Raw genomic sequence first — 22568 nt, 5'->3', positions numbered from 1 at the left:
GCCAGGCATGCGGAGATTCATGGCAGGCACAGGATGACGTCGTCTGTGCCGGGGTGATTGTCGCGGCGGTGGGGGACGGTCGCCACGCCCTCGAATGCGGGAATGCCCTGCGCGAAGCCGGGTGCGTTGACGCCCTCGAAGTACTGCGCAGGATCGGCCCGTTGCGTTGCGGTGCTGCGCCGCTGGGCGGCGGGTCCGCTGGGCACGCGCTCGCCCGCGAATCCGAGGACAGCGCTGCAGGGTTCGGTACCGTGAGTGCGTGTGACGGTGATGCAGGTGCCGCCCGCCGGGCAGGCGGCGAAGTGCATCTGGTCGCGCCATTGATCGATCTCGCCGCGTTCGGGAGCGGGAAGCCCCAGTGCGGCGGCGGGGGGCAGCGGTGCGGCGTGGAGCATGCCGATGCGTGTTGCGTGCGCATCGAGCCAGGCGTCCCGGTCAGCGTCAGCGAGCCGTGCGGTCAGCGCGCCGGCAGCACGGGCGAGGAGGCTGTCGAGGTAGGCCGTGTGATCGTTGCGCCGCCGCCAGGCTGCGAAGATCTCGTCGACACCGATCCACGCCAGGAGGTCGTTCGTGTCGCCCGCCGCGTCTGCGGGTTCTCCCCCCTGTATGACCGTGAATGGCATTGTGCCGCCAAGTGGGTACGGGTGGTCCAGGTACTGGGGCAGATCGGAGCCGTCGGTGCCGCTGCACGTGCCTGGGCGGCGTCCGGCGCGAGCCTGTCCTGGGTGCGCCGGACCGGGGGCGAAGAGCACGGCGACTGCACGCCCGTCGGTGGTCTGCAGGCGCAGGGGCTCCCGGTTTGGGCCCAGTGGTTCGAACTGCCCGGGGCTGTCCCAATTCAGACTGAGCGGCTTGGGGTTGTGCTTGATGCTGCCCGCGACCGCGTACCACAGGCATTCGCCCCATCCGTCGCGGAGCTCGGGCAGGCCGAGTGTGCGCCAGGGCAGGCGTCCGAGGGTGAAGTGGCCTCGCGCGCCACAGGCGCCGAGGTCGGTGGAGCCGTCGTTGTCCCTGTCCGGACAGGGCAGGAATCCATACCCTGCGTCGGGGTGGCGCTCGGCATAGCTGATCGCGTAGCCGATCAGGGCGCTGCGCGCTTCGGCGAGCGCGGCGATGGATCGGGCATGCGCCTGTGCCTCGGCGCGTGCGCGCAGGGCACCGCTCGCGAGCAGGCTGCCGGCGCCCAGCACCAGCCCGAGAAGCAGGAGGGCGAGGAGGACCTGGCCTCCCTGACGTCGCGGTTTCATTGGGCTCCACCCTCGTGGAGAGGGGGCTCCCCGGGACGATCTTCGGGCGGTGGCGGCGGGAGTGGCCACGTGTCGCCCACGCGCAGCCGGATTCGTGGTTGCTCGAGCGGTGACAGCATGGTCGGACTGAGGGTGCGCAGCCCGGCGCTGTCGGCTTCGAGCAGGCGGTCATCCGCCCAGATCCGGGTGCGCCCGCCGTGATGATGGATGATGCCCTCGATCGTTCGTGGGGTCCGCTGTGGAGGGGCGGTCGTTGGTGGCGACTCGATCGCTTCCTTGGGCTCCGGTGGCGCTTCGGGATGTACGGCAGGCTCGGAAATGGCGGCTTCGTCTCCGTGGGCGGGGAGGTCGGGCGGGAGGGTGACCAGGGAGGCAGGTTCAATCACGGGAGGCGGTGCGGCGGTTCCGTGCGCGAACCAGGCTCCGCCCCCGATGCTTGCGGCGGCAAAAAGCCCGCCGACGGCCAGCCGGGTACGTGAGAGCCTGAGCGGGGCCGTCGCTCCGCCGGTGCTGCGGGCTGGCCAGCCCTCCGCGGCTCGCACCCGGATGAGCGCGGTGAGAAGCAGCGTGTCGAAGTCCTCCAGTGCTGTGCGGCCGCCGTCGGCGTGCGGCGGCGAGGGTTGACGGGGCACCACGGCGACTTGACGACCGGGTGGCGCGGGGGCTAAGACCCAGCGCGGTGCCGTGGTACCCGAGTGCCCTTCGGGCGCGGCCTGCCGTGCGAGTGTGGCCGGCGCGGCGAGAAGATGCACGCGCAGGGGCGTGTCGGCCGCCAGCAGCGGTTGCGCCTGGAGGTAGGCACAGGTGCGCTCGATCTCTTCCTCCCATGACGGACTCCCGGGTGTGAACTGCATGGTGCAGTGGGGGATCAGCCGAGAGAAGAGCAGCTTCTGGCCACGTACCAGACTCAGACGCAGCCCGCTACGAGTGAAGCCTGCGACCAGGGCCGCACTGGCGTCGGGGGCCGTGCCGGTATCGGGCTTGTTGCTGCGATGGGGATGGAGGGAGGGTAGCGTTGGAACGAGACTGGCAGCCGGGATCAGGTGGCTGACCCGGACCTGGCTGCGCTGCAGCACCGCAAGCCACGCCTGGAGCGGTGCGGGGCGCTCGAGACCGGCGAAAACGAAGCGTTCCGCACCGCTGCGCAGGTTTGGCGCGGGGCCGGCGGCCCAGGCATGGACGAAAGGCGTGTGCGGAAACCATGCGGCGCAGCGGCGCGCGATCAGGGCGCGGCGGTCACGACCACGGGTGCGCGGCAGATCCTCGTATTCATAGTCTTCGTCCGGCAGGTTGACCAGCACGCGGCAGGAAGGCCGCGGCTGCAGCCCTGCGAGCCAGTTCGAGAAGGCCTCGTGCCCGTGGGCGTCGAAGCCGGCGCGCGCTTGCAGCAGGCCGTCGGTGTGCTGCCACACTTCCAGTCCGTGCGGGTCGATCAGGAGCAGGAGCGGTTTGCGGAGCATGGGGTCAGAGCGGGAGACGGGTGATGAGTGCATGAATCGGGTCGAGCACTGCGCTTGCGATCCACAGCAGCAGACCACCCATCAGTACCGTGAGCGCAGGCTCGATGGCCGCCTGCAGGCGGGCAATCGCATCGCCGGCCTCGTGGCTGTAGAGCGTGGCGATCCTGTCCAGGGTCTGGTCGATTGCCCCCGTTTGTTCGCCTAGGCGGAGCATGCGCACCACGAGCGGGGGAAAGTCACCTGCCGTTTCGAAGGCGCTGGAGATGGGTTGCCCTTGCTCGATACCTTGCCGCGCGGAGCGCAGGCTGGCTCGAAGAGAGAGGTTTGCGCAGGCTGCCTCGCTTGTGCGCAGTGCTTCGACGATGCTGATTCCGGCGCTGTAGAGGGCGCCGAACAGCGAGGCGAAGCGTGCGAGGGCGAGCTTGTGCAGGATCGGACCGAGCAGCGGCAGGCGTAGCTGCAGGGCGTGCATCCGGGTGCGCAGGGCCTCGGAGCGGGCCAGCGCAGCGACGGCTGCAGCAACGAGCAGTGCCGAACCCAGCGCGAGTGCCAGTCCCCAGTCACGCACCGCCTGCGACAGGCCGAGAAGCATGCGCGTCGGCAGGGGGAGTGCCTGTCCGGTGCTGCGCAGCAGCTTTTCGAGCTCGGGCACGACGTGGGTGAGTGCGACCACCGCCGCGACCAGCAGGATGCTGGCGACGATGGCGGGGTAGATCGCGATACGGCGGGCGTGCGCGGTGATCGCTTCCTCCTGTGCAAGCACGCTGCCGATGTCGTGAATCGCCATCGGCAGCCGGCCGGCTTCCTCGCCGGCACGCAGCAGGCTGGTCGCGACCGGCGAGAAGGCCTCGGGGCGAGACGCCGCAGCATCCGAAAGCGGCCGTCCCCGCTCCACGGCGGCGAGCAGCGCGGAGGCTGTTTCGCGTAGGCGCGTGCCCGTGCTGCTCTCCTGCAGGGTGGCGAGGCTCTCGTGCGGCGGAATGCCCGCGCCGAGCAGGTGCTCGAGTTGGAAGAGGAAGGGGATCAACTCGCGGCGCGGGATGCGTCGCGCGGGGAACCAGTGCGGCCGGGTTTCGCGCGCGCTGATGAGGAGCAACGCCTGCGCGTGCAGCGCACGCTCGAGCTCGTCGATGCCGGAGGCCTCCAGGGTGCCGCGTTTGCGGCGGCCGTCCGCATCGAGGGCGCGGTAGCGGAACATGCTCATGCGGTGTGCTCGACGGCGCGACTGCGCAGGTTCTCGAGGTTCACGACACGACCGAGCTCTTCCAGGCTGGTGCTTCCGTCGATGACGCGGCGCAGGCCATCATCAGCGAGCGTCGGTAGGCCCATGCGGCGCACCGCTCGGTGCAACTCGATGATTCCGCTGCTGCGCGCGAGCATGTCATGGAGCTCGGTGTCGAAAGGCAGGATCTCCATGATCGCGAAGCGGCCGCGATAGCCGCGGAAATCGCAGGCGGGGCAGCCTTGGGCCCGGTGCACCACCGTGCCAGGAGGAAGGGGCGCAAGGGTGCCTTGCCAGGGTGCCGGATCTGCGGGTCCGGACGCCTTGCAGGCCGGACACAGTCTGCGCACCAGTCGCTGCGAGACGATGCCGGCGAGATTCTCGGCGAGCAGTTCCGTGTTCAGGCCGAGCTCGAGCAGGCGCGGGATCGCTCCGAGCACGGAGTTTGCGTGGAGTGTGGCGAACACCCGGTGGCCGGTGAGGGCGGCGCGCAGCGCCATGGTCGCGGTGTCCGCGTCGCGGATTTCCCCCACCAGGAGGATGTCCGGGTCCTGGCGAAGGAGGGCACGAACGCCATCGGCGAAACCGAGGCGCGAGGCTTCGCCTACCTGCGTCTGGCGGATCATCGACAGCGGATATTCGACCGGGTCCTCGAGGGTCATGATGTTGACCGCTTCGGAGCTAAGATGCTGGAGCATCGAGTACAGCGTGGTGGTCTTGCCGCTGCCCGTGGGGCCGACGACGAGGATCAGCCCCTCGGGGCGCGCGAGGATGCGCTGTAGTGCGCGCGCTTGGCCGTCCCCGAGCGCCAGTGCTGCGAGTGGCACGATGCCCTTGTCGCGATCGAGGATGCGCAGGACCAGATTTTCGCCATGCAGGGTGGGCTGCGTGGCGGCACGGAAGTCGATCGGTCGTCCGCCGATCGCAAGGCTGATGCGGCCGTCCTGCGGGGCGCGCGATTCGGCGATGTCCATGCCGGCGAGCACCTTGAGCCGCACCGCGAGCTCGGGCCAGCACACGCGGTGCAGGGCGCGCGTCTGGTGCAGGATGCCGTCGATGCGGTGACGGATGCGCAGGAAGCCTGCCTCCGGCTCGAAATGCAGGTCGGAGGCGCCGCGCGACACCGCTTCGGCGAGCAGGGCGTCGACCAGTCGCACGACCAGCTGCGGGTCGTGGCCGGGGGCTTCGGCGCGGGCGTGTCGGCGCTCCAGCGCCTGCACCAGGTCTTCGATCGAGGTGCTTGCACCATAGTGCTGGGCGATTGCGCGCCCGAGCTCGGCATCCCCCGCGAGGCGGACCTCGATGTGTGCGTCGGGGCCGAGTTCCGTCCGCAGGCGATCGAGCGCCACGATGTCGTGCGCTTCGGCCATGGCGACCGTTAGCGCAGGGCCGGTTGGGTCGTAGCGCAAGGGAAGCAGGCGGTGACGGCGTGCCAGCGTGTCCGGGATGCGACGGATGGCGGCCGGGTCGGGCAGCGTGGTGTCCAGGTCGACCTCACGCATGCCGTTGCTGTTCGCAATGGATTCGCGCAGCGCACGCTCGCTCACGAAGCCAAGCTCCACGAGAACCTGCCCGAGCGGGCGCTGAAGCGCGGACTGTTCGTGCAGGGCGATACGTAGCTGGTCGGAGCCGATCAATCCGGCGCGGAGCAGTCTCTGGCCTAGCGGGGGCGGCGTGTTCATGGCGGGGTCAGAGGGCTTTCGGTGGCGCTTGCGCTAGCCGGCGCGAGCAGTGGTCGCAGCGGCATGTGCGGAAAGTTGCGCTCCCCTGGCGGAGCGATGTTGGTGAGGAAGCCTGCGTCGGGTAGCTGCGTAGCCCAGGGCGCGTAGCCGCCCTCGAGCCCGGGGTCGTCGATCAGGACCGGGCGCAGGAAGATCAGCAGTTCGGTTCGGCGCACGTTGTTGTCGCGCCGAGTGAAGATCTCGCCGATCAGCGGCAGGTCGCCGAGCAGCGGTATGCGACCGGTGTCGTGATCGATGCGGTCTTCCATCAGGCCGCCGAGCACCGCGATCTCGCCGCTGCGGAGGCGCAGGATGGATTCGATCTCGCGGGTGCGGATCTGCGGGACGCGGTTGGGGATGTTGCCGAGCGACGGGTTGGGGTCGTCCTTGAAGCCGGAAATGCCGGAGATGGTCGGGCGCACGTTGAGCGTGATCTCGCCCCCGGCGCTGATCTGCGGCGTGACCGACATCACCATCCCTACCGAAACCGATTGCGGCGTGGTGGTGGCGGTGATACGTGCCTGCTTGCGGTCGTCGTACTCGGTGGTGGTGCTGTCTACGAGGAAGTACACGACCTCTTCGACGACCTTGAGCATGGCGGTCTGGTTGTTGAGCACCGACAGGCGTGGGCTGGAGAGCACCTTCACGGTGCCGAAGGTTTCCAGCAGTTCGAGGCGCACGTCGCTGCGCGCGGAAAGATAGCTCACCGTGGGCTGGCCCGGCAGTGCGTCGCCGCTGCCGCGCGGTCGTACGCTCCATCCCGGGATGCCGATGCGGGTCCAGTCGATGCCCTGGCGATAACCGTCCGCGAGGGTGACCTCCACAATGGTGGCCTCGACCATGACCTGGCGGCGCGCGGCGTCCTGGATGCCCGTCAGGAAGGCATGGAGTTGCTCGTGCTGGCGCGCGGTGGCACGGATCATGAGGAGGCCGGCCTCGCGGTTGACCGTGAGGTCAGGATGGCGGCAGGGTTCGGCTGTACTTCCACAGGCGTGAGCCGGACCGCCCAGGAGCAGGGCGAGGCTGCCCTCGAGTGCGCCCCAGAAGTCGTTCGCCGCGCGAGTCTCGATCTGTGTGACCGAGGTGTTGCCGTGTTCCGTGCCGTGGCTCTGGCTGCCGCTGCTGGTGGCGATCTGGGTGCTGGTGGCGACCGTCCCGCGCATGTCGCGGCTCATGTTTACGTAGTCCACGGTGTAGCTGCGCAGCACCGGCAGGTCGGGGCGGACGATGAGGTGACGGCCGTCGAGTCGGTAGCGGATGTCTGCCTGCGTTGCGATGCGCGCCAGCAGTTCGTCCAGCGGCCGATTGCGTGCTTGCAGGGTGACGCTGCCTTCGATGCCGGGGTGCAGGTCGAGGTCGAGTGCAGTGTCGCGTGCGAGGGCGAGGAGCAACTGCGTCACCGGCATATCCTGCACGTCCAGGGAATAGGTGAGCCTGTCTGCTTTCCATGAGGCGGATGTTGCAGGGGTTGGCAGGGCAGGTGCAGCGTGCAGCGGGGGTGCGCCCGGGCGTGCTTCCGCTGCGTGTGGTGGACTGGTGGGCTCCGGGGGCGGCGGCGCGGGCGCACGCGTGTCTGCTGCGGAGAGATGGCCAATCGGATCGCGGGCTGGCTGGAGGGGCGCACAGCCCGTTGCGAGCGCCAGGGCGGTCAGGAGGGCGAGGCTCAGGCTTCGGCGAGCATTCTCATTCGGCATGAATGAATGCTAATGACATTATGAGTGAATGTGAACAGGCTTCTGGCACAATCTTGCGTCGGCTGCGAGGCGCAGATGTGACGTCTGCGTGCTGTTGCGTTGCAGCAACTGCCGGCCTGTGATGCATCGCTCTGATATACTTACCGATTTTTCTGCCTCTCTCCTACCGTGTCGGCACCTACCGGACAATCTTCCCCGCTGGTCACTTTGCGCGACGTGCGCTTCGCCTATGGCGCGCGCGAGGTCCTGCGCGGCATCGATCTGAGCGTGCACCGCGGTCAGGTCGTCGCGATCATGGGTGGCAGTGGTTGCGGCAAGACCACCTTGCTGCGACTCATCGGCGGTCAGTTGCGCGCTACTGCAGGTGCGGTCGAGGTCGAAGAGCGCAATGTGGCGCACCTGTCGGGCAGTGCGCTCTATGCGCTGCGCCGGCGCATGGGCATGCTGTTTCAGTTCGGTGCGCTGTTCACCGACATGAGCGTGTTCGACAACGTCGCCTTTCCGCTGCGAGAACATACGAGCCTGCCGGCAGACATGGTCGAGGATCTGGTGCTGATGAAGCTGCAGGCGGTTGGTCTGCGCGGCGCGGCGCGACTGCAGCCGAGCGAGCTCTCGGGCGGCATGGCACGGCGCGTGGCGCTGGCGCGCGCAGTGGCGCTCGACCCCATGCTGATCCTGTACGACGAGCCTTTCGCCGGCCTCGATCCGATCTCGCTCGGCATCATCGGCCAGCTCATCCGCAAGCTCAACGACGCGCTCGGCGCGAGCTCGGTGATGGTCACGCATGACGTGCACGAGTCCCTCGAGATCGTCGACTACATCTATTTCGTCTCGGATGGACGTATCGTAGCCAAGGGGACGCCGGACGAGATCCGCGCCTCCACCGATCCCTTCGTGCATCAGTTCGTCAATGCCGAGGCAGACGGACCGGTGCCCTTCCATTATCCGGCGGAGCCGATCGACAGCCTGCTCGGCGGGGAGGGCGCATGAACGCCATTACAGCCGCACTGCGGCGCATCGGCGCGCTGACCATCGACGGCGTCTGGCGGCTGGGCTTTGCTACCCGCTTCCTGATTGCCGTGCTGATGCACTCCGGGCAGTCGTTGCGCCGCATCCATCTCACCATCCGTGAGCTCTACTTCAGCGGCGTGCTGTCCCTGCTGATCATCGTGGTGTCCGGCCTGTTTGTCGGCCTGGTGCTCGGTCTGCAGGGCTACGACATCCTGCAGCGCTATGGTTCGGCCGATGCGGTCGGGGTGATGGTGGCGCTGTCGCTGCTGCGCGAGCTCGGGCCGGTGATCGCCGCGCTGCTCTTCGCCAGTCGTGCGGGTTCGGCCATCACCGCCGAAATCGGACTGATGAAGACCACCGAGCAGCTGAAGGCGATGGACATGATGGCGGTGAATCCGATCGCGCGCGTGGTCGCGCCGCGCTTCTGGGGGGGCGTGCTGTCGATGCCGCTGCTGGCGGCGCTATTCTCCGCCATGGGTATCTTCGGTGGCTGGTTGATCACGGTGGTGGTCATCGGCGTCGACGACGGCGCGTTCTGGTCGCAGATGCAGGCGGCCGTAGAATTCGAGTACGACGTGATGAACGGTGTGATCAAGTCTGCGGTCTTCGGTACGGTGGTGTCGCTGATCGCGGTGTTCGAAGGCTACGATTGCCATCCGACTGCCGAAGGCGTGTCGCGCGCGATCACCCGCACTGTCGTCACGTCCGCGCTGGCCATCCTGGCGCTGGATTTCGTGCTTACCTCTTTCATGTTCCGGGGTTGATGATGAGTCGTACCGCGCTCGACCTGTGGGTCGGCATTTTTGTTGCGATCGGTTTCGCCGCGCTCGTGTTTCTGGCGATGAAGGTCGGCAATTTCTCTGGGCTGAACGGCAGCGAGACGTACCGTGTGGAAGCGCCCTTCGACAACATCGGAGGGCTGAAGGTGCGCGCGCCGGTCAAGAGCTCGGGGGTGCTCGTCGGTCGTGTTGCCAGCATCCGCTTCGATGCGGAGATCTACCGCGCGGTGGTCGAACTCGAGATCGACAGGCGCTACGCGTTTCCTGCCGACACGACGGCCTCCATCCTGACCTCGGGCCTGCTCGGAGAGCAGTACGTGGGACTGGAGGCCGGCGCCGACATCGAGATGCTGCAGGGCGGCGACCGCGTGTTGATCACGCAGTCTGCCGTGGTGCTCGAGAAGCTCATCGGGCAGTTCATGTTCGACCGTGCCGCGGATGCGCCGGCGCAGTAAGTGGCGCCCTGGATTTCCGGAGAAAACAACAATGCGAAACGTTTTCCGCTCCTCCCGCAAGGGGCTCGTCGTGGCCGTGCTTTCGGCAACGCTGGCGGCGGGCTGTGCCAGCACCGGCAACCCGAACGACCCGCTCGAGGGCTACAACCGCGCGATGTTCAGCTTCAACGAGCAGCTGGACAAGGCCGTCGTGAAGCCCGTCGCCCAGGTGTATGAGGCGGTCCTGCCACAGCCGGCACGCACCGGAGTGGGCAATGTCTTCAGCAACCTCGCCGACCCGTGGATCGCGCTCAACAACTTGCTCCAGGGCAAGGTCGCCGAGGGCATGAGCGACCTGATGCGCTTCGCGCTCAACTCCACGTGGGGGCTGCTCGGTCTGCTCGACATCGCGAGCGAAGCCGGGCTGGCCAAGCACGACGAGGATCTCGGCCAGACGCTTGGCCGCTGGGGCGTGGGTGAAGGCGCCTACATCGTCCTGCCCTTCTTCGGTCCGCGCACGGTGCGCGACGCGGTGGCGCTGCCCGCAGACATGATGGGCAACACGCCCTTCGGTATCGACCATGTGCCCACGCGTAACACCGTCACCGCAACGCGTGTCGTGCATACCCGCTCGGTGTTGCTGGGGGCCGATCGCACCCTGGAAGAGGCCGCACTCGACCGCTACGCTTTCGTGCGCGACTTCTATCTTGAACAACGTCGTTACAAGATCAGCGACGGCCAGCAGGAGCGCGTGTACGAAGATTTCGACGAACAGTCCGCCGTACCGCCGGGGGCAGGGGTGGATGCTGTCGCGAGCGCTGCGGTGGAGCGTCTCGAACTCGTCGATGCCGGGCAATGGGCACCCAGCGCCGGGCGTGCATCGTCAAACCGCTGAAACTGAACCAAGACCATGAAAAGAATCCTCAATCTCCTGTTCCTGCCCCTGCTCTGCCTGACCCTGGTCGGCACCCTGCCCGCTTCCGCAAGCACGGACGCCAGGGCGCCGGACGTGCTGGTCCGCGATGTCACCAACGAGGTGCTCGAGATCGTGCGTGCCGACAAGGCCATTCAGTCGGGTGACACCAAGCGTGTCATCGAGCTCGTCGACGCCAAGGTCCTGCCGCATTTCGACTTTCGCCGCATGACGATGCTGGCCGTCGGCCGTGACTGGCGTCAGGCTTCGCCCGAGCAGCAGACAAGGCTCGTCGATGCCTTCCGTACCCTGCTGGTGCGCACCTACTCCAATGCGCTGACCCAGTACCGAGATCAGCGCATCGAGTTTCGCCCCTCGCGTTTCGGATCGGCGGATACACGCGTGCAGGTCCGTACTGAAGTCATTCAGGCCGGCGCGCAGCCGGTTGGCATCGACTACATGCTCGAGAAGAGCGAGCAGGGCTGGAAGGTGTTCGACGTCATCGTCGCGGGCGTGAGCCTGGTGACCAATTATCGCAGCAGCTTCGGTCAGGAGATCAGCCGGGGTGGCATCGATGGACTGATCCGGTCGCTGGAGGAGCGCAACCGCAGCCTTGCCGATCAGCACGGGCTGCAGCATGAAGCAGGCGGTCCGAGCGCATGAGCGTGCCTGCTCCCGTCACCGTGTTCGCTCCCGAGGGCGACCTGACCATGGCTTCGGCGCCCGAGGTGCTCGAGCAGGGGCGGCGGCTGGCGCGTGCAGGCAGTCTCGTGGTCGATTTCAAGGCCGTCGAGGCGGCTGATTCGGCTGCGCTGGCGCTGCTGCTCGACTGGATGCGCTGCGCGCGTGCCGCCGGCAACCGCCTCACCGTGCGCGGCCTGCCTGCGGGCATGATGAGCCTTGCCGCGCTCTACGACATCGACACGCTGCTGCCGCTGGAACCGGCTGAATGACGCTGCCTGCGATCAGCATCCAGGGCGTCAGCAAGCGTTATGGTTCGCTGCAGGCGCTGGGCGGGGTTGACCTCGAGATTTCCCAGGGGGAGTTCTTCGGACTGCTTGGCCCCAACGGCGCAGGCAAGACGACGCTCATCTCGGCGCTGTCCGGACTGGTTCGGGCCGACGCCGGCACGCTCGCCATCATGGGACACGACGTCGTCGCCGACTATCGCAACGCCCGCCGCAAGCTTGGCGTGGTGCCGCAGGAGTTGGTGTTCGATCCCTTCTTTTCTGTGCGTGAGCTGCTTCGCATTCAATCCGGATACTTCGGCATACGCCATAACGACGCCTGGATCGACGAGATCCTCGCCAGCCTGGATCTCACGCACAAGGCCAATGCCAACATGCGGATGCTCTCGGGCGGGATGAAGCGGCGCGTACTGGTGGCGCAGGCGCTGGTGCATCGGCCACCGGTGATCGTGCTCGACGAGCCCACTGCGGGGGTGGATGTCGAACTCCGCCAGGGGCTCTGGCAGTTCATACGCAAGCTCAACCGGGACGGCCATACCATCGTGCTCACGACCCACTATCTGGAAGAGGCAGAAACCTTGTGCGGACGCATCGCCATGCTCAAGGCCGGAAAGGTCGTGGCGCTCGATACCACCGAGAACCTGTTGCGCCGCTTCGCGACCCACAGCCTGCGCGTGCGGCTCGACCATCCGGAGCGGGCAGTCGTGCTCGGTGGTGTTTCGGGTGAAGGTGGCTGGGTCGAGTTCGGTTTCGACAGTTTTGCCGATGTCGAGGCGTTGCTGGCCCGCCTGCGTGAGGCCCAGGCCGGCCTCACCGAGATGCAACTTGGCGAGCCGGATCTCGAGCGCGTATTCGTCGAGGTGATGCACCGTGCCTGACCGCTCAACCGGGACCGAGCTCATGGCTTCGCCGCGTATCGAGCCCATGGCCGCCGAATCGCCGCTTACAGGTTTTCGCACCTTGCTGTACAAGGAAACCTTGCGTTTCTGGAAGGTCAGCTTTCAAACTGTCGCCGCGCCGGTGCTCAATGCGCTCCTGTTCCTGCTCATCTTCTCGCATGTGCTCGACCGCCACGTCACGGTCTATGGGGAGGTCGCCTACACCAGCTTCCTGGTGCCCGGGCTGGTGATGATGTCGGTGCTGCAGAACGCCTTCGCCAACAGCTCGTCCTCGCTGATCCAGAGCAAGATCACCGGTAACATCATCTTCGTGCTGTTGCCGCCCTTGTCCTACCGCGAGTTCTATGCTGCCTACGTGATCGCCTCCACGCTGCGCGGCCTGATGGTCGGCGCTGGCGTTCTGGCGGTGTCAGCGGCGTTCGTCGAGGTGCCGATGGCCAATCCGCTGTGGGTGCTGAGCTTCGCGGTCCTGGGTGGGGTGATTCTCGGATCCTTCGGGGTCATCGCCGGGATCTGGGCGGACAAGTTCGACCAGCTTGCCGCCTTCCAGAACTTCCTGATCCTGCCGCTCACGATGCTGTCGGGGGTCTTTTACTCCATCCACTCGTTGCCGCAGTTCTGGCAGGATGTATCGCATTTCAACCCGTTCTTCTTCATGATCGACGGGTTCCGCTACGGCTTTTTCGGTCAATCGGACACTTCGCCCTGGCTTTCGCTTGGCGTGGTGGGCCTTTGTTTCGTGGTACTCGCGGCGCTCACCCTGGGGATGCTCGCGCGGGGCTACAAGCTGCGTTCGTAAAGGATTACAGATGTTTGAAGCAAGCGAGATCAAGCGCCTGATCGAGCAGGGTCTGCCCTGCGAGATGGTGTTCATCGAGGGCGAGGATGGCGTGCATTTTCGCGGCATCGTGGTCAGCTCGACCTTCGAGGGCAAGATGAAGGTTCGTCAGCACCAGGCCGTCTACGCCACCCTCGGCAGGCTGATGGGCAACGAGATCCACGCCCTGCAACTGCAGACCTTCACGCCCGCGCAGTGGGAGGAAGGGCGTGGCGAGTTGGGTATGTGAGGCGGCGATGGACCAGCTGCTGATCGAAGGCGGCGCCCGCCTGTCGGGCGAGGTCGCCATTTCTGGTGCCAAAAATGCAGCGCTGCCCATCCTGTGTGCGGCGCTGCTGACCTCCGAGCCGGTCACGTTCACCAACGTGCCGCAGCTGAAGGACATCGGCACTCTGCTCGCCCTGCTCGGGCAGATGGGGGTGAAGGTCGAGCGCAGCGGTGACATCGTGATGGTGGACGCCTCGGGCCTGAACAACCCCGTGGCGCCCTACGAGATGGTCAAGACCATGCGCGCCTCCATCCTCGTGCTTGGGCCGTTGGTGGCGCGCTGCGGCGAGGCAAGGGTGTCGCTGCCCGGTGGCTGCGCGATCGGTGCGCGTCCGGTCGATCAGCACATCAAGGGGCTGCAGGCGATGGGTGCGGAGGTACGGGTCGAGCATGGCTACGTCCATGCCACCGTGCCGCGTCTCAAGGGCGCGCGCCTGTTCACCGACATGGTAACGGTGACGGGAACGGAGAATCTGATGATGGCGGCCACCCTCGCCGACGGCGAGACGGTGATCGAGAATGCCGCACGCGAGCCCGAGGTGGTCGATCTCGCCCGATGCCTGGTGGAGATGGGGGCGCAGATCTCCGGTGCTGGAACCGACGTGATCCGCATCCGCGGTGTCGAGCGTCTGCACGGTGCGACGCACCGGATCATGCCTGACCGCATCGAGACCGGCACCTACCTGTGCGCGGCGGCGGCCAGCGGCGGTTCGATACGCCTGACGGGCACCAGCTCGAGCTATCTGGATGCGGTGATCGACAAGCTGATGGACGCGGGTTGCGAGATCGTGTGCGAGCGCGATGCGATTCGCCTGGCTGCGCCGCCCCGGCTCCATGCGGTGAGCCTGCGTACCGCGCCCTATCCAGCGTTTCCGACCGACATGCAGGCGCAGTTCATGGCGATCAACAGTGTCGCCAGCGGTGTGGCGATGATTCGCGAAACCATTTTCGAGAACCGCTTCATGCACGCGGTCGAACTCCAGCGCCTGGGGGCCGACATTCGCATCGACGGCAACACTGCTGTGGTTCAGGGCGTGGAGAGGCTGGAGGGGGCTACCGTGATGGCGACTGACCTGCGCGCTTCGGCGTCGCTCGTGGTGGCGGGTCTGGTGGCCGAGGGCGAAACGGTGATCGAGCGCATCTATCACCTTGACCGGGGCTATGAGCGCCTCGAGGAAAAGCTCGCCGCGCTTGGTGCGAAGGTCAGGCGACTGGCCTGAAGGCGGGCGAACCGCAAGTAGGCGGGCCCTGACGACGCGATGTTGTCCGCTTCGTCAGGGCCTGCCTTCGTCACGCGTGGTGCCGAATGCGCGCAGCGCAGTGCGTAGATTTCAGAGGCCGCTCAGAGGTCGCTCAGAGGTCGAATTGTCCGTGGGCTTCCGGCTGCCAGGTGACTTCGATCACTTTCAGGTGGATCTCTTTCCCGTCGGCCGCCTTCCAGTCGATCGACTGTCCGGCCGACAGACCCAGCAGGGCGCTGCCCGCAGGCGAGAAGATCGATACCCGGTGTGCTTCGGCGTTGGCGTCCTTGGGATAGGCAAGGGTCAGTTCATACTCGCGTCCGGTGCCTTCCTCGACGAAGCGCGCGCGGCTGTTCATGGTGATGACGTCGGACGGCATGTCCTCGGGTTCGCGAACGTCCGCACGCTCGAGCTCCTCGCGCAGGCCGTCCAGGTCGCTGCGGCTGCGGAAGGCGGGGAGGGTCAGCAGGCCCTCGAGGCGCTCGAGGTCGCTGCTGGAGACGATGATCGACGGTTTCATGGTGCGGATTCCTGCCTGAAGTGCGCGCCGACGCAGCGGCGAAACAAAAGAAAAGGCCGAACCGCCACCTGCGGTTCAGCCAGTTGCGCAAAGGTTAACAGAAGCGGCGCCGGGTTACAATGCGGCGTCCGTCAGATCAAGGTCTTCCACGTGTCCAGCATCACGCTCGCCCTGTCCAAGGGGCGCATCTTCGAAGAAACCCTGCCGCTGCTCGCCGCCGCGGGCATCGTGCCCACCGACAATCCCGAATCCTCGCGCAAGCTCATCATCGGCACCAACCGGCCCGATGTGCGCTTGGTGATCGTGCGTGCGACCGATACGCCCACCTACGTCCAGTATGGCGCGGCGGATCTGGGCATTGCCGGCAAGGACGTGCTGATCGAGCATGGTGGAGCGGGCCTGTATCAGCCGCTTGACCTCAACATCGCGAAGTGTCGGTTGTGCGTCGCGGTGCAGAAGGGTTTCGACTACGCCGCTGCGACCCGTCCTGGCGGAAGGATCCGCATCGCCACAAAGTACATCAACGCCGCCAAGGCGCATTTCGCCGGCAAGGGCATGCATGCGGACCTTATCAAACTCTACGGCTCGATGGAGCTCGCCCCGCTGGTCGGACTGGCCGATGCCATCGTCGACCTGGTCTCCACCGGCGGTACGCTGCGTGCGAACAACCTCGAGGAGGTCGAGGACATCATGCCCATCAGTTCGCGGCTGATCGTCAACCAGGCCTCGCTCAAGCTCAAGCGCGAACTCATCCAGCCGCTGCTCGACGCCTTCGCCGGCGCGATCAAACCGTAAGGACTGCTTCATGAGCCAGACGCCCATCCGCCGCCTTGCCGCGCGCGAACCCGAGTTTCTGTCCACGCTGGATGCGTTGCTCGCCTTCGAGTCCGAAGCAGACGAGCGTATCGATACCGCCGTCACCGAGATCCTGCGCGCGGTGCGCACCACTGGAGACGCCGCGGTGGTGGGGTACACCCGTCGCTTCGATGGCCTGGACGTGGATTCGATGGCGGCGCTGGAACTGCCGAAGTCTGAGCTGCATGCGGCGCTCAATAGCTTGTCATCCGCGCAGCGCGAGGCGCTGACGATCGCCGCTGACCGTGTGCGCATCTATCATGAGCGCCAGAAGGGCGAGTCGTGGGAATTCGCCGAGGCCGACGGCACCCGCCTGGGGCAGAAGGTCACGCCGCTCGACCGCGTCGGCCTCTACGTGCCGGGCGGACGCGCATCCTATCCGAGCTCGGTACTGATGAACGCGATCCCGGCCAAGGTCGCCGGCGTCGGCGAACTGATCATGGTCGTGCCCACGCCGCGCGGCGACAAGAATCCGCTCGTGCTGGCGGCCGCCGCGATCACCGGCGTCGACCGCGTGTTCACCATCGGCGGCGCGCAGGCGGTGGCGGCGCTGGCTTACGGCACGCAGACCATCCCGCAGGTGGACAAGATCGTCGGCCCGGGCAACGCCTATGTGGCTGAGGCCAAGCGCCGGGTGTTCGGCACAGTAGGCATCGACATGGTCGCCGGTCCTTCCGAGGTGCTGATCATCTCCGACGGTTCCGGTCACGCCGACTGGGTGGCGATGGATCTCTTCGCCCAGGCCGAGCACGACGAGCTTGCGCAGTCCATCCTGCTGTGCACTGACGTGGCCTTCATCGACGCGGTGCACGAGGCGATCGACCGCCTGCTGCCCACCATGCCGCGCCGCGACACGATCGCCAAGTCGCTCGCCAGCCGCGGTGCGCTGATCCATGTCGACAGCCTGGAGCAGGCCTGCGCGATCGCCAACCGCATCGCGCCCGAGCACCTCGAGCTGTCGATGGACGATGCCGAGGCCTGGATCGATCATATCCGCCACGCCGGCGCGATCTTCGTCGGCCACTGGGCGGTGGAGGCGCTCGGCGACTACTGCGCCGGCCCCAACCACGTGCTGCCGACCATGCGCAGCGCACGCTTCTCGTCGCCGCTCGGCACCTACGACTTCCAGAAGCGCACCAGCATCGTGAACATCTCGCAGGCCGGCGCGCAGCACTTGGGCAGGGTGGCGTCCATCCTTGCCCATGGCGAAGGCCTGCAGGCGCACGCGCGCTCGGCGGAAATGCGGCTGAAGGGTTGAGCCGGCGCAGCGTTGGCGGAGTGCGCTCACCCGCCGGCCGCGCCCCGGCGCTGCTTCAGCGGTTGAGAATGTCCTTCAGCGCATCGACCAGCGTGGCGCACTGTTCATCCGTGCCCACCGTGATGCGCATGAACTGGTCGATGCGTGGTGCCTTGAAGTGGCGGACGATGATCGCGCGTTTGCGCAGTTCGGTGGTGAGCTCGGCGCCGTCGCGTGCCGGATGGCGGGCGAAGATGAAGTTGGCTGCCGAGGGCAGTACCTCGAAGCCGAGCGCCTGCATGGCGGCGGTGAGGTTTTCGCGCGTCGTGACCACGCGTGCGCAATTGGCGCGGAAGTGTTCGCCGTCATCGACCGAGGCCACGGCGCCGGCAAGCGCGAGGCGATCCAGCGGGTAGGAGTTGAAGCTGTTCTTAACCCGCTCCAGGCCCTCGATCAGCTCGGCATGGCCCACCGCGTAGCCCACGCGCAGGCCGGCAAGCGAGCGGCTCTTGGAGAAGGTGTGGGTGACGAGCAGGTTGGGGTGGCGGTCGACCAGCGCGACTGCGCTCTCGCCCCCGAAATCGACATAGGCTTCGTCCACCAGCACCACCGCCTCCGGGTTTGCGGCGACGATGTGCTCGACGTCCATGAGGTCGAGCAGGCGGCCGGTGGGGGCGTTGGGGTTCGGGAAGATGATCGCGCCGGCGTAGTCGTCGCCCTTCGGTAGATAGTCCTCTACCCGGATCGAGTAGTCGTCCGCGAGCGGGATCGTGCGGTAGTCGATGCCGTACAACTCGCAATACACCGGGTAGAAGCTGTAGGTGATGTCGGGAAACCACAGCGGGCGCTCGTGCTTGAGCAGCCCCATGAAGGCGTGAGCAAGTACCTCGTCCGAACCGTTGCCAACGAAGACCTGCTGCGGCTGCACGCCATGGTGGCGTGCGAGCGCGGCCTTCAGCGCATCGGCGTTGGGGTCGGGATAGAGGCGCAGACCGTCACCGGCTGCGGCACGGATCGCCTCGAGTACCCGCGGCGAAGGCCCGTAGGGGTGCTCGTTGGTGTTGAGCTTGACCAGGTTGTCGAGCTTGGGTTGCTCGCCCGGCACATAGGGGGTCAGGCCGTGGGTCACGGCGCTCCAGAAGCGGCTCATGCGGATGTCTGCGGTTCGAGGTGGGACGGGATCGGCGCGCAAGCACGTAAATGCACGCGGGGCATCGCGATAGCCGGCGCCATTGTGGACAATAGCCCGCACTTTGCTGCGGGTTTGCCGCGCGATGGTATCATGGCCCCGACCTTAACCCTTTGGCCAGAAGCCCCCATGCGGCAAGCAGAAGTCACACGTAACACCCTCGAAACGAAGATCACCGTGCGCATCGACCTGGACGGCTGCGGCCAGGGCAAGCTGGATACCGGCGTGCCGTTCTTCGATCACATGCTCGATCAGATCGTGCGCCACGGCCTAATCGACCTGGACATCCATTGCGAGGGCGACACGCACATCGACGATCATCACACCGTCGAGGACGTGGGAATCACGCTCGGCCAGGCATTCGCCAAGGCGCTTGGCGACAAGAAGGGCCTGCGCCGCTACGGTCACGCCTATGTGCCGCTCGACGAGGCCTTGTCGCGCGTGGTGGTCGATTTCTCCGGCCGCCCTGGGCTGCACTACTTCGTGAACTACACCCGCGCACGCATCGGCAATTTCGACGTGGATCTGGCGCGCGAGTTTTTCCAGGGCTTCGTCAATCACGCGGGCGTCACGCTGCATATCGACAACCTGCGCGGCGAGAACGCTCACCATCAGTGCGAAACCGTGTTCAAGGCCTTTGCCCGTGCGCTACGCATGGCGGCTGAGCATGACGAGCGGGCCGCGGGCACCATTCCCTCGACCAAGGGCGCGCTCTGATTCTTCCCATCCCGCGGCGGCCGGGTGCCGCCGCCGTTTCGTCCAATAGCGAGTCAAGCCGATGACCACCGTGGCCATCATCGATTACGGCATGGGCAACCTGCGCTCGGTCGCCAAGGCGATCGAGCACGTCGCGCCCGGGCACGATGTCTTCATCACCTCGGATCCGGCCCGCGTCACCGCGGCCGAGCGCGTCGTATTCCCCGGTCAGGGCGCCATGCCCGACTGCATGCGCGAACTGGATGCGCGCGGTCTGCGCCCGGCTGTACTCGCCGCGGCGGCCGAGAAGCCCTTTCTCGGTATTTGCATCGGCCAGCAGATGCTGTTCGAGCATAGCGCCGAGGGTGATGTGCCGGGGCTGGGCATACTGCCGGGTGAGGTGGTGCGCTTTCCTGATGCGAAGATGCTCGCGGCGGACGGTAGCCGGCTTAAGGTGCCGCACATGGGCTGGAACGAGGTCCGGCAGTGCGGCCCGCATCCGCTGTGGGAAGGCATTCCCGACGGCGAGCGCTTCTACTTCGTGCATAGCTACTACGTGGTGCCTGCCGCGCCCGGCCTGGCCGCGGCGGAGACCGACTATGGTGTTCGCTTTACCAGTGCGGTAGCGCGGGCTAATATCTTCGCGGCCCAGTTCCACCCCGAAAAGAGTGCTGCGGCTGGCTTGCGCCTGCTGGGCAATTTCATTCGCTGGCAGCCCTGAGCGGCCAGCGCCCTTCATCCGATCCATCATTGCTGACCCCCCGTATGCTGCTCATTCCCGCCATCGACCTCAAGGACGGTCAATGTGTTCGCCTGAAACAGGGCGAGATGGACGACGCCACGGTGTTCTCCGAAGATCCCGGTGCCATGGCTCGCCACTGGCTCGATGCCGGGGCGCGGCGCCTGCATCTGGTAGACCTCAACGGCGCTTTCGCCGGCAAGCCCAAGAATGGCGCTGCGATCCGCGCGATCACCGACGAGGTGGGCGACGACATTCCGGTCCAGCTTGGCGGCGGGATCCGCGACCTCGACACGATCGAGCACTATCTCGACAACGGCATCACCTACGTCATCATCGGCACCGCCGCGGTGAAGAACCCCGGCTTTCTGCATGATGCCTGCACTGCCTTCCCCGGCCACATCATCGTGGGCCTGGATGCCAAGGACGGCAAGGTGGCGGTGGACGGCTGGTCCAAACTCACCGGCCACGACGTCGTTGACCTGGCGAAGAAGTTCGAGGACTACGGCGTGGAGTCGGTGATCTATACCGACATCGGCCGCGACGGCATGCTCTCGGGAGTCAATGTCGAGGCCACTGTGCGCTTGGCACGCGCGCTGCGCATTCCCGTCATCGCCAGCGGGGGCATCACCGACCTGCGCGACATCGACGCGCTGTGCGCGGTAGAGGACGAAGGCATCATGGGCGCGATCACCGGCCGTGCGATCTACGAAGGCACGCTCGATTTCGCCGCCGCACAGGCGCGCGCCGACGAGCTGCGCGGTGCCGCCGAATGACCTTCTCCGCTGAGTGCCGCTGATGCTCGCCAAACGCATCATTCCCTGCCTGGACGTGAAGTCCGGGCGTGTGGTCAAGGGCGTCAATTTCGTCGAGCTACGCGACGCCGGTGATCCGGTCGAGATCGCCCGCCGTTACGACGAGCAGGGCGCTGACGAGATCACCTTCCTCGACATCACCGCGAGTTCGGACGACCGCGACATCATCCTGCATGTGGTCGAGCAGGTCGCCGAGCAGGTCTTCATTCCGCTCACCGTCGGTGGCGGCGTGCGTGTGGTCGAGGATGTGCGCCGCCTGCTTAATGCCGGCGCCGACAAGGTCAGCATGAACACCGCGGCGGTCAACAACCCGCAACTGGTGAATGACGCCTCGAGCAAGGTCGGCAGCCAGTGCATCGTGGTGGCGATCGACGCCAAGCAGACCGCGCCCGGCAAGTGGGAGGTCTTCACCCACGGCGGGCGCAACAACACCGGGCTGGACGCCATCGAGTGGGCGCGTAAGGTCGAGTCGCTCGGCGCCGGCGAGATCCTGCTCACCAGCATGGATCGCGACGGCACCAAGAGCGGCTTCGATCTCGCGCTCACGCGGGCGGTGTCGGATGCGGTGCGCATCCCGGTGATCGCCAGCGGTGGTGTCGGTACTCTGGAGCACCTCGCCGAGGGCGTCTCGGAAGGCCGTGCAGACGCGGTGCTGGCGGCGAGCATCTTTCATTTCGGACAGCACACCGTACGCGAGGCCAAGGAGCTGATGCGCGCGCGAGGGATCGAGGTACGGCTGTGAGCGAGAACACGCGCTGGTTGAACGAGGTCAAGTGGGATGAGCATGGCCTGGTGCCGGTGATCGCGCAGGAGGCTTCCACCGGCGATGTGCTGATGTTCGCCTGGATGAACCGCGAGGCCCTGCAGCGCACCGCCGAGACCGGCGAAGCCATCTACTGGTCACGTTCGCGCCGTAAGCTGTGGCACAAGGGTGAAGAGTCCGGTCATGTGCAGAAGGTGCTCGATATCCGCATCGACTGCGACAACGACGTGGTGTTGCTGAAGATCGAGCAGGTTGGCGGCATCGCTTGCCACACCGGGCGCCATAGTTGTTTCTTCCAGAAGTATTTCGATGACGGTCACTGGCAGGCCGTCGAACCGGTTTTGAAAGACCCGCAGGAGATCTACAAATGATCGATATCGAAGTGCTGCATCGCGTGGCCGAAACCCTGGCTGCGCGCAAGAAGGCCGATCCGGATTCCTCCTACGTCTCCAGCCTTTACCAGAAGGGCACCGACACGATCTGCAAGAAGGTCGCCGAGGAAGCCGCCGAGACCATCATGGCCGCCAAGGACAAGGACATGTTGCACCTGGTGTGGGAGGTCACCGACCTCTGGTTCCACTCCATGGTGCTGCTCGCCCATCACGGCCTTTCGGTGGACGACGTACTCGCCGAGTTCCGTCGCCGCGAGGGCGTGTCGGGTATCGATGAGAAGAAGTCGCGTACCGCGCAGGGGGCGGGTGCATGAGCGACTGTATCTTTTGCCGCATCGTGCGCGGCGAGATTCCGTCGAAGAAGGTCTATGAGGACGAGCACGTCTACGCCTTCCACGACATCAATCCGGTCGCGCCGGTACATGTGCTGGTCGTGCCGAAAGTGCACGTTGACTCGATGGCGCACCTGTCCGAGGAACACGAGGCGGCAATGGGGCGTCTGATGGTTGCAGCCGGGCGCATCGCGCGCGAGCAGGGCTGTACCGAGGGCTTCCGCACCATCGTCAATACCGGAAGAGTCGGTTTGCAGGAGGTGTATCATCTGCACCTCCACATTCTGGGCGGGCCGAATCCCCTGCCGCCCATGTTGAAGCGTTAAGGAGAGCGGT

The 22568-nt window shown here is 66.2% G+C and carries 26 protein-coding genes; 19 read left to right on the top strand and 7 right to left on the bottom strand.

The window, feature by feature from the left end:
* Nucleotides 1–17: 17 nt before the first annotated feature.
* Genes ACPT9U_RS08060 through ACPT9U_RS08040 form a run of 5 tightly spaced genes read right to left on the bottom strand, consistent with a single transcriptional unit; the run spans nucleotide 18 to nucleotide 7056 of the window.
* Nucleotides 18–1247, bottom strand: a complete 1230-nt coding sequence (locus ACPT9U_RS08060) for a hypothetical protein (protein ID WP_435750515.1) — start codon at nucleotides 1245–1247, stop codon at nucleotides 18–20.
* A complete protein-coding gene (locus ACPT9U_RS08055) occupies nucleotides 1244–2707 on the bottom strand; it encodes a hypothetical protein (RefSeq protein ID WP_435750514.1) in 1464 nt (487 codons plus the stop codon). The genes ACPT9U_RS08060 and ACPT9U_RS08055 overlap by 4 nt, the downstream gene beginning before the upstream one ends.
* Before the next feature lie 4 nt (nucleotides 2708–2711).
* Nucleotides 2712–3911 (bottom strand): type II secretion system F family protein, encoded by a 1200-nt coding sequence (locus tag ACPT9U_RS08050; protein WP_435750513.1) that lies wholly within the window; start codon nucleotides 3909–3911, stop codon nucleotides 2712–2714.
* A complete protein-coding gene (locus ACPT9U_RS08045; protein ID WP_435750512.1) occupies nucleotides 3908–5611 on the bottom strand; it encodes a GspE/PulE family protein in 1704 nt (567 codons plus the stop codon). Before ACPT9U_RS08045 ends, ACPT9U_RS08050 begins: the two co-directional genes overlap by 4 nt.
* Entirely contained in the window at nucleotides 5608–7056 is a 1449-nt protein-coding gene (locus ACPT9U_RS08040; RefSeq protein ID WP_435750511.1) for a secretin N-terminal domain-containing protein, read from the bottom strand. Before ACPT9U_RS08040 ends, ACPT9U_RS08045 begins: the two co-directional genes overlap by 4 nt.
* 456 nt (nucleotides 7057–7512) lie before the next feature.
* Between ACPT9U_RS08040 and ACPT9U_RS08035 the strand changes: the two genes are divergently transcribed.
* The 10 genes from ACPT9U_RS08035 to murA are packed head-to-tail and all read left to right on the top strand — an operon-like array spanning nucleotide 7513 to nucleotide 14673.
* Nucleotides 7513–8334: an ABC transporter ATP-binding protein gene (locus ACPT9U_RS08035; RefSeq protein ID WP_435750510.1), complete on the top strand. Its 822-nt coding sequence runs from the start codon at nucleotides 7513–7515 to the stop codon at nucleotides 8332–8334.
* Nucleotides 8331–9119, top strand: coding sequence for a lipid asymmetry maintenance ABC transporter permease subunit MlaE (gene mlaE, locus ACPT9U_RS08030; RefSeq protein ID WP_418365183.1), 789 nt, complete (start codon nucleotides 8331–8333; stop codon nucleotides 9117–9119). Before ACPT9U_RS08035 ends, mlaE begins: the two co-directional genes overlap by 4 nt.
* Before the next feature lie 2 nt (nucleotides 9120–9121).
* On the top strand, nucleotides 9122–9589 hold the full coding sequence (gene mlaD / locus ACPT9U_RS08025; protein ID WP_418365238.1) for an outer membrane lipid asymmetry maintenance protein MlaD: 468 nt from the start codon (nucleotides 9122–9124) through the stop codon (nucleotides 9587–9589).
* A gap of 31 nt (nucleotides 9590–9620) precedes the next feature.
* A complete protein-coding gene (locus ACPT9U_RS08020; RefSeq protein ID WP_435750509.1) occupies nucleotides 9621–10463 on the top strand; it encodes an MlaA family lipoprotein in 843 nt (280 codons plus the stop codon).
* A gap of 15 nt (nucleotides 10464–10478) precedes the next feature.
* Nucleotides 10479–11144, top strand: coding sequence for an MlaC/ttg2D family ABC transporter substrate-binding protein (locus ACPT9U_RS08015; RefSeq protein WP_435750508.1), 666 nt, complete (start codon nucleotides 10479–10481; stop codon nucleotides 11142–11144).
* Nucleotides 11141–11434, top strand: coding sequence for an STAS domain-containing protein (locus ACPT9U_RS08010; RefSeq protein WP_435750507.1), 294 nt, complete (start codon nucleotides 11141–11143; stop codon nucleotides 11432–11434). Before ACPT9U_RS08015 ends, ACPT9U_RS08010 begins: the two co-directional genes overlap by 4 nt.
* Nucleotides 11431–12327: an ABC transporter ATP-binding protein gene (locus ACPT9U_RS08005; protein WP_418365179.1), complete on the top strand. Its 897-nt coding sequence runs from the start codon at nucleotides 11431–11433 to the stop codon at nucleotides 12325–12327. Before ACPT9U_RS08010 ends, ACPT9U_RS08005 begins: the two co-directional genes overlap by 4 nt.
* Before the next feature lie 22 nt (nucleotides 12328–12349).
* The gene (locus tag ACPT9U_RS08000) at nucleotides 12350–13147 is read left to right on the top strand and encodes an ABC transporter permease (protein WP_435750506.1); all 798 of its coding nucleotides are present in this window, start codon (nucleotides 12350–12352) and stop codon (nucleotides 13145–13147) included.
* Nucleotides 13148–13157: 10 nt separating this feature from the next.
* Nucleotides 13158–13415, top strand: coding sequence for a BolA family protein (locus tag ACPT9U_RS07995; RefSeq protein ID WP_418365177.1), 258 nt, complete (start codon nucleotides 13158–13160; stop codon nucleotides 13413–13415).
* A 7-nt stretch (nucleotides 13416–13422) separates the two neighbouring features.
* Complete coding sequence (gene murA, locus ACPT9U_RS07990) at nucleotides 13423–14673, top strand: UDP-N-acetylglucosamine 1-carboxyvinyltransferase (RefSeq protein ID WP_435750505.1); 1251 nt, start codon at nucleotides 13423–13425, stop codon at nucleotides 14671–14673.
* Between the two features lie 133 nt (nucleotides 14674–14806).
* Here murA and rnk read toward each other — a convergent pair whose 3' ends face one another.
* Entirely contained in the window at nucleotides 14807–15214 is a 408-nt protein-coding gene (gene rnk / locus ACPT9U_RS07985; RefSeq protein ID WP_418365175.1) for a nucleoside diphosphate kinase regulator, read from the bottom strand.
* A 150-nt stretch (nucleotides 15215–15364) separates the two neighbouring features.
* Between rnk and hisG the strand changes: the two genes are divergently transcribed.
* Together hisG and hisD are read left to right on the top strand one after the other, a co-directional pair.
* A complete protein-coding gene (gene hisG / locus ACPT9U_RS07980) occupies nucleotides 15365–16009 on the top strand; it encodes an ATP phosphoribosyltransferase (protein ID WP_418365174.1) in 645 nt (214 codons plus the stop codon).
* 10 nt (nucleotides 16010–16019) lie between these two features.
* Nucleotides 16020–17327 carry a histidinol dehydrogenase gene (hisD, locus tag ACPT9U_RS07975; protein WP_435750504.1) on the top strand — a complete coding sequence of 436 codons (1308 nt, stop codon included), beginning with the start codon at nucleotides 16020–16022 and terminating at the stop codon, nucleotides 17325–17327.
* Nucleotides 17328–17382: 55 nt separating this feature from the next.
* Here the strand turns inward: hisD and hisC are convergent, their stop codons facing one another.
* Complete coding sequence (gene hisC / locus ACPT9U_RS07970; RefSeq protein WP_435750503.1) at nucleotides 17383–18456, bottom strand: histidinol-phosphate transaminase; 1074 nt, start codon at nucleotides 18454–18456, stop codon at nucleotides 17383–17385.
* A gap of 168 nt (nucleotides 18457–18624) precedes the next feature.
* Here hisC and hisB point away from each other — a divergent pair, with 168 nt between their 5' ends.
* From hisB to ACPT9U_RS07935, 7 genes are all read left to right on the top strand, one after another.
* Nucleotides 18625–19212, top strand: a complete 588-nt coding sequence (gene hisB / locus ACPT9U_RS07965) for an imidazoleglycerol-phosphate dehydratase HisB (RefSeq protein ID WP_418365171.1) — start codon at nucleotides 18625–18627, stop codon at nucleotides 19210–19212.
* A gap of 61 nt (nucleotides 19213–19273) precedes the next feature.
* Nucleotides 19274–19912, top strand: coding sequence for an imidazole glycerol phosphate synthase subunit HisH (gene hisH, locus ACPT9U_RS07960; protein ID WP_435750502.1), 639 nt, complete (start codon nucleotides 19274–19276; stop codon nucleotides 19910–19912).
* Nucleotides 19913–19956: 44 nt separating this feature from the next.
* Complete coding sequence (gene hisA / locus ACPT9U_RS07955; protein ID WP_435750501.1) at nucleotides 19957–20706, top strand: 1-(5-phosphoribosyl)-5-[(5-phosphoribosylamino)methylideneamino]imidazole-4-carboxamide isomerase; 750 nt, start codon at nucleotides 19957–19959, stop codon at nucleotides 20704–20706.
* A gap of 22 nt (nucleotides 20707–20728) precedes the next feature.
* On the top strand, nucleotides 20729–21487 hold the full coding sequence (gene hisF, locus ACPT9U_RS07950; protein ID WP_435750500.1) for an imidazole glycerol phosphate synthase subunit HisF: 759 nt from the start codon (nucleotides 20729–20731) through the stop codon (nucleotides 21485–21487).
* Nucleotides 21484–21879: a phosphoribosyl-AMP cyclohydrolase gene (gene hisI / locus ACPT9U_RS07945; RefSeq protein WP_418365168.1), complete on the top strand. Its 396-nt coding sequence runs from the start codon at nucleotides 21484–21486 to the stop codon at nucleotides 21877–21879. Before hisF ends, hisI begins: the two co-directional genes overlap by 4 nt.
* Entirely contained in the window at nucleotides 21876–22214 is a 339-nt protein-coding gene (locus ACPT9U_RS07940) for a phosphoribosyl-ATP diphosphatase (protein WP_418365167.1), read from the top strand. The genes hisI and ACPT9U_RS07940 overlap by 4 nt, the downstream gene beginning before the upstream one ends.
* A complete protein-coding gene (locus tag ACPT9U_RS07935) occupies nucleotides 22211–22558 on the top strand; it encodes a histidine triad nucleotide-binding protein (RefSeq protein WP_418365166.1) in 348 nt (115 codons plus the stop codon). Before ACPT9U_RS07940 ends, ACPT9U_RS07935 begins: the two co-directional genes overlap by 4 nt.
* The last annotated feature ends 10 nt before the right edge of the window (nucleotides 22559–22568 follow it).

This window comes from Thauera sp. AutoDN2 (genome assembly GCF_051280715.1).
Taxonomy (GTDB): domain Bacteria; phylum Pseudomonadota; class Gammaproteobacteria; order Burkholderiales; family Rhodocyclaceae; genus Thauera.
This window is presented reverse-complemented; position numbering and strand designations above follow the sequence as displayed.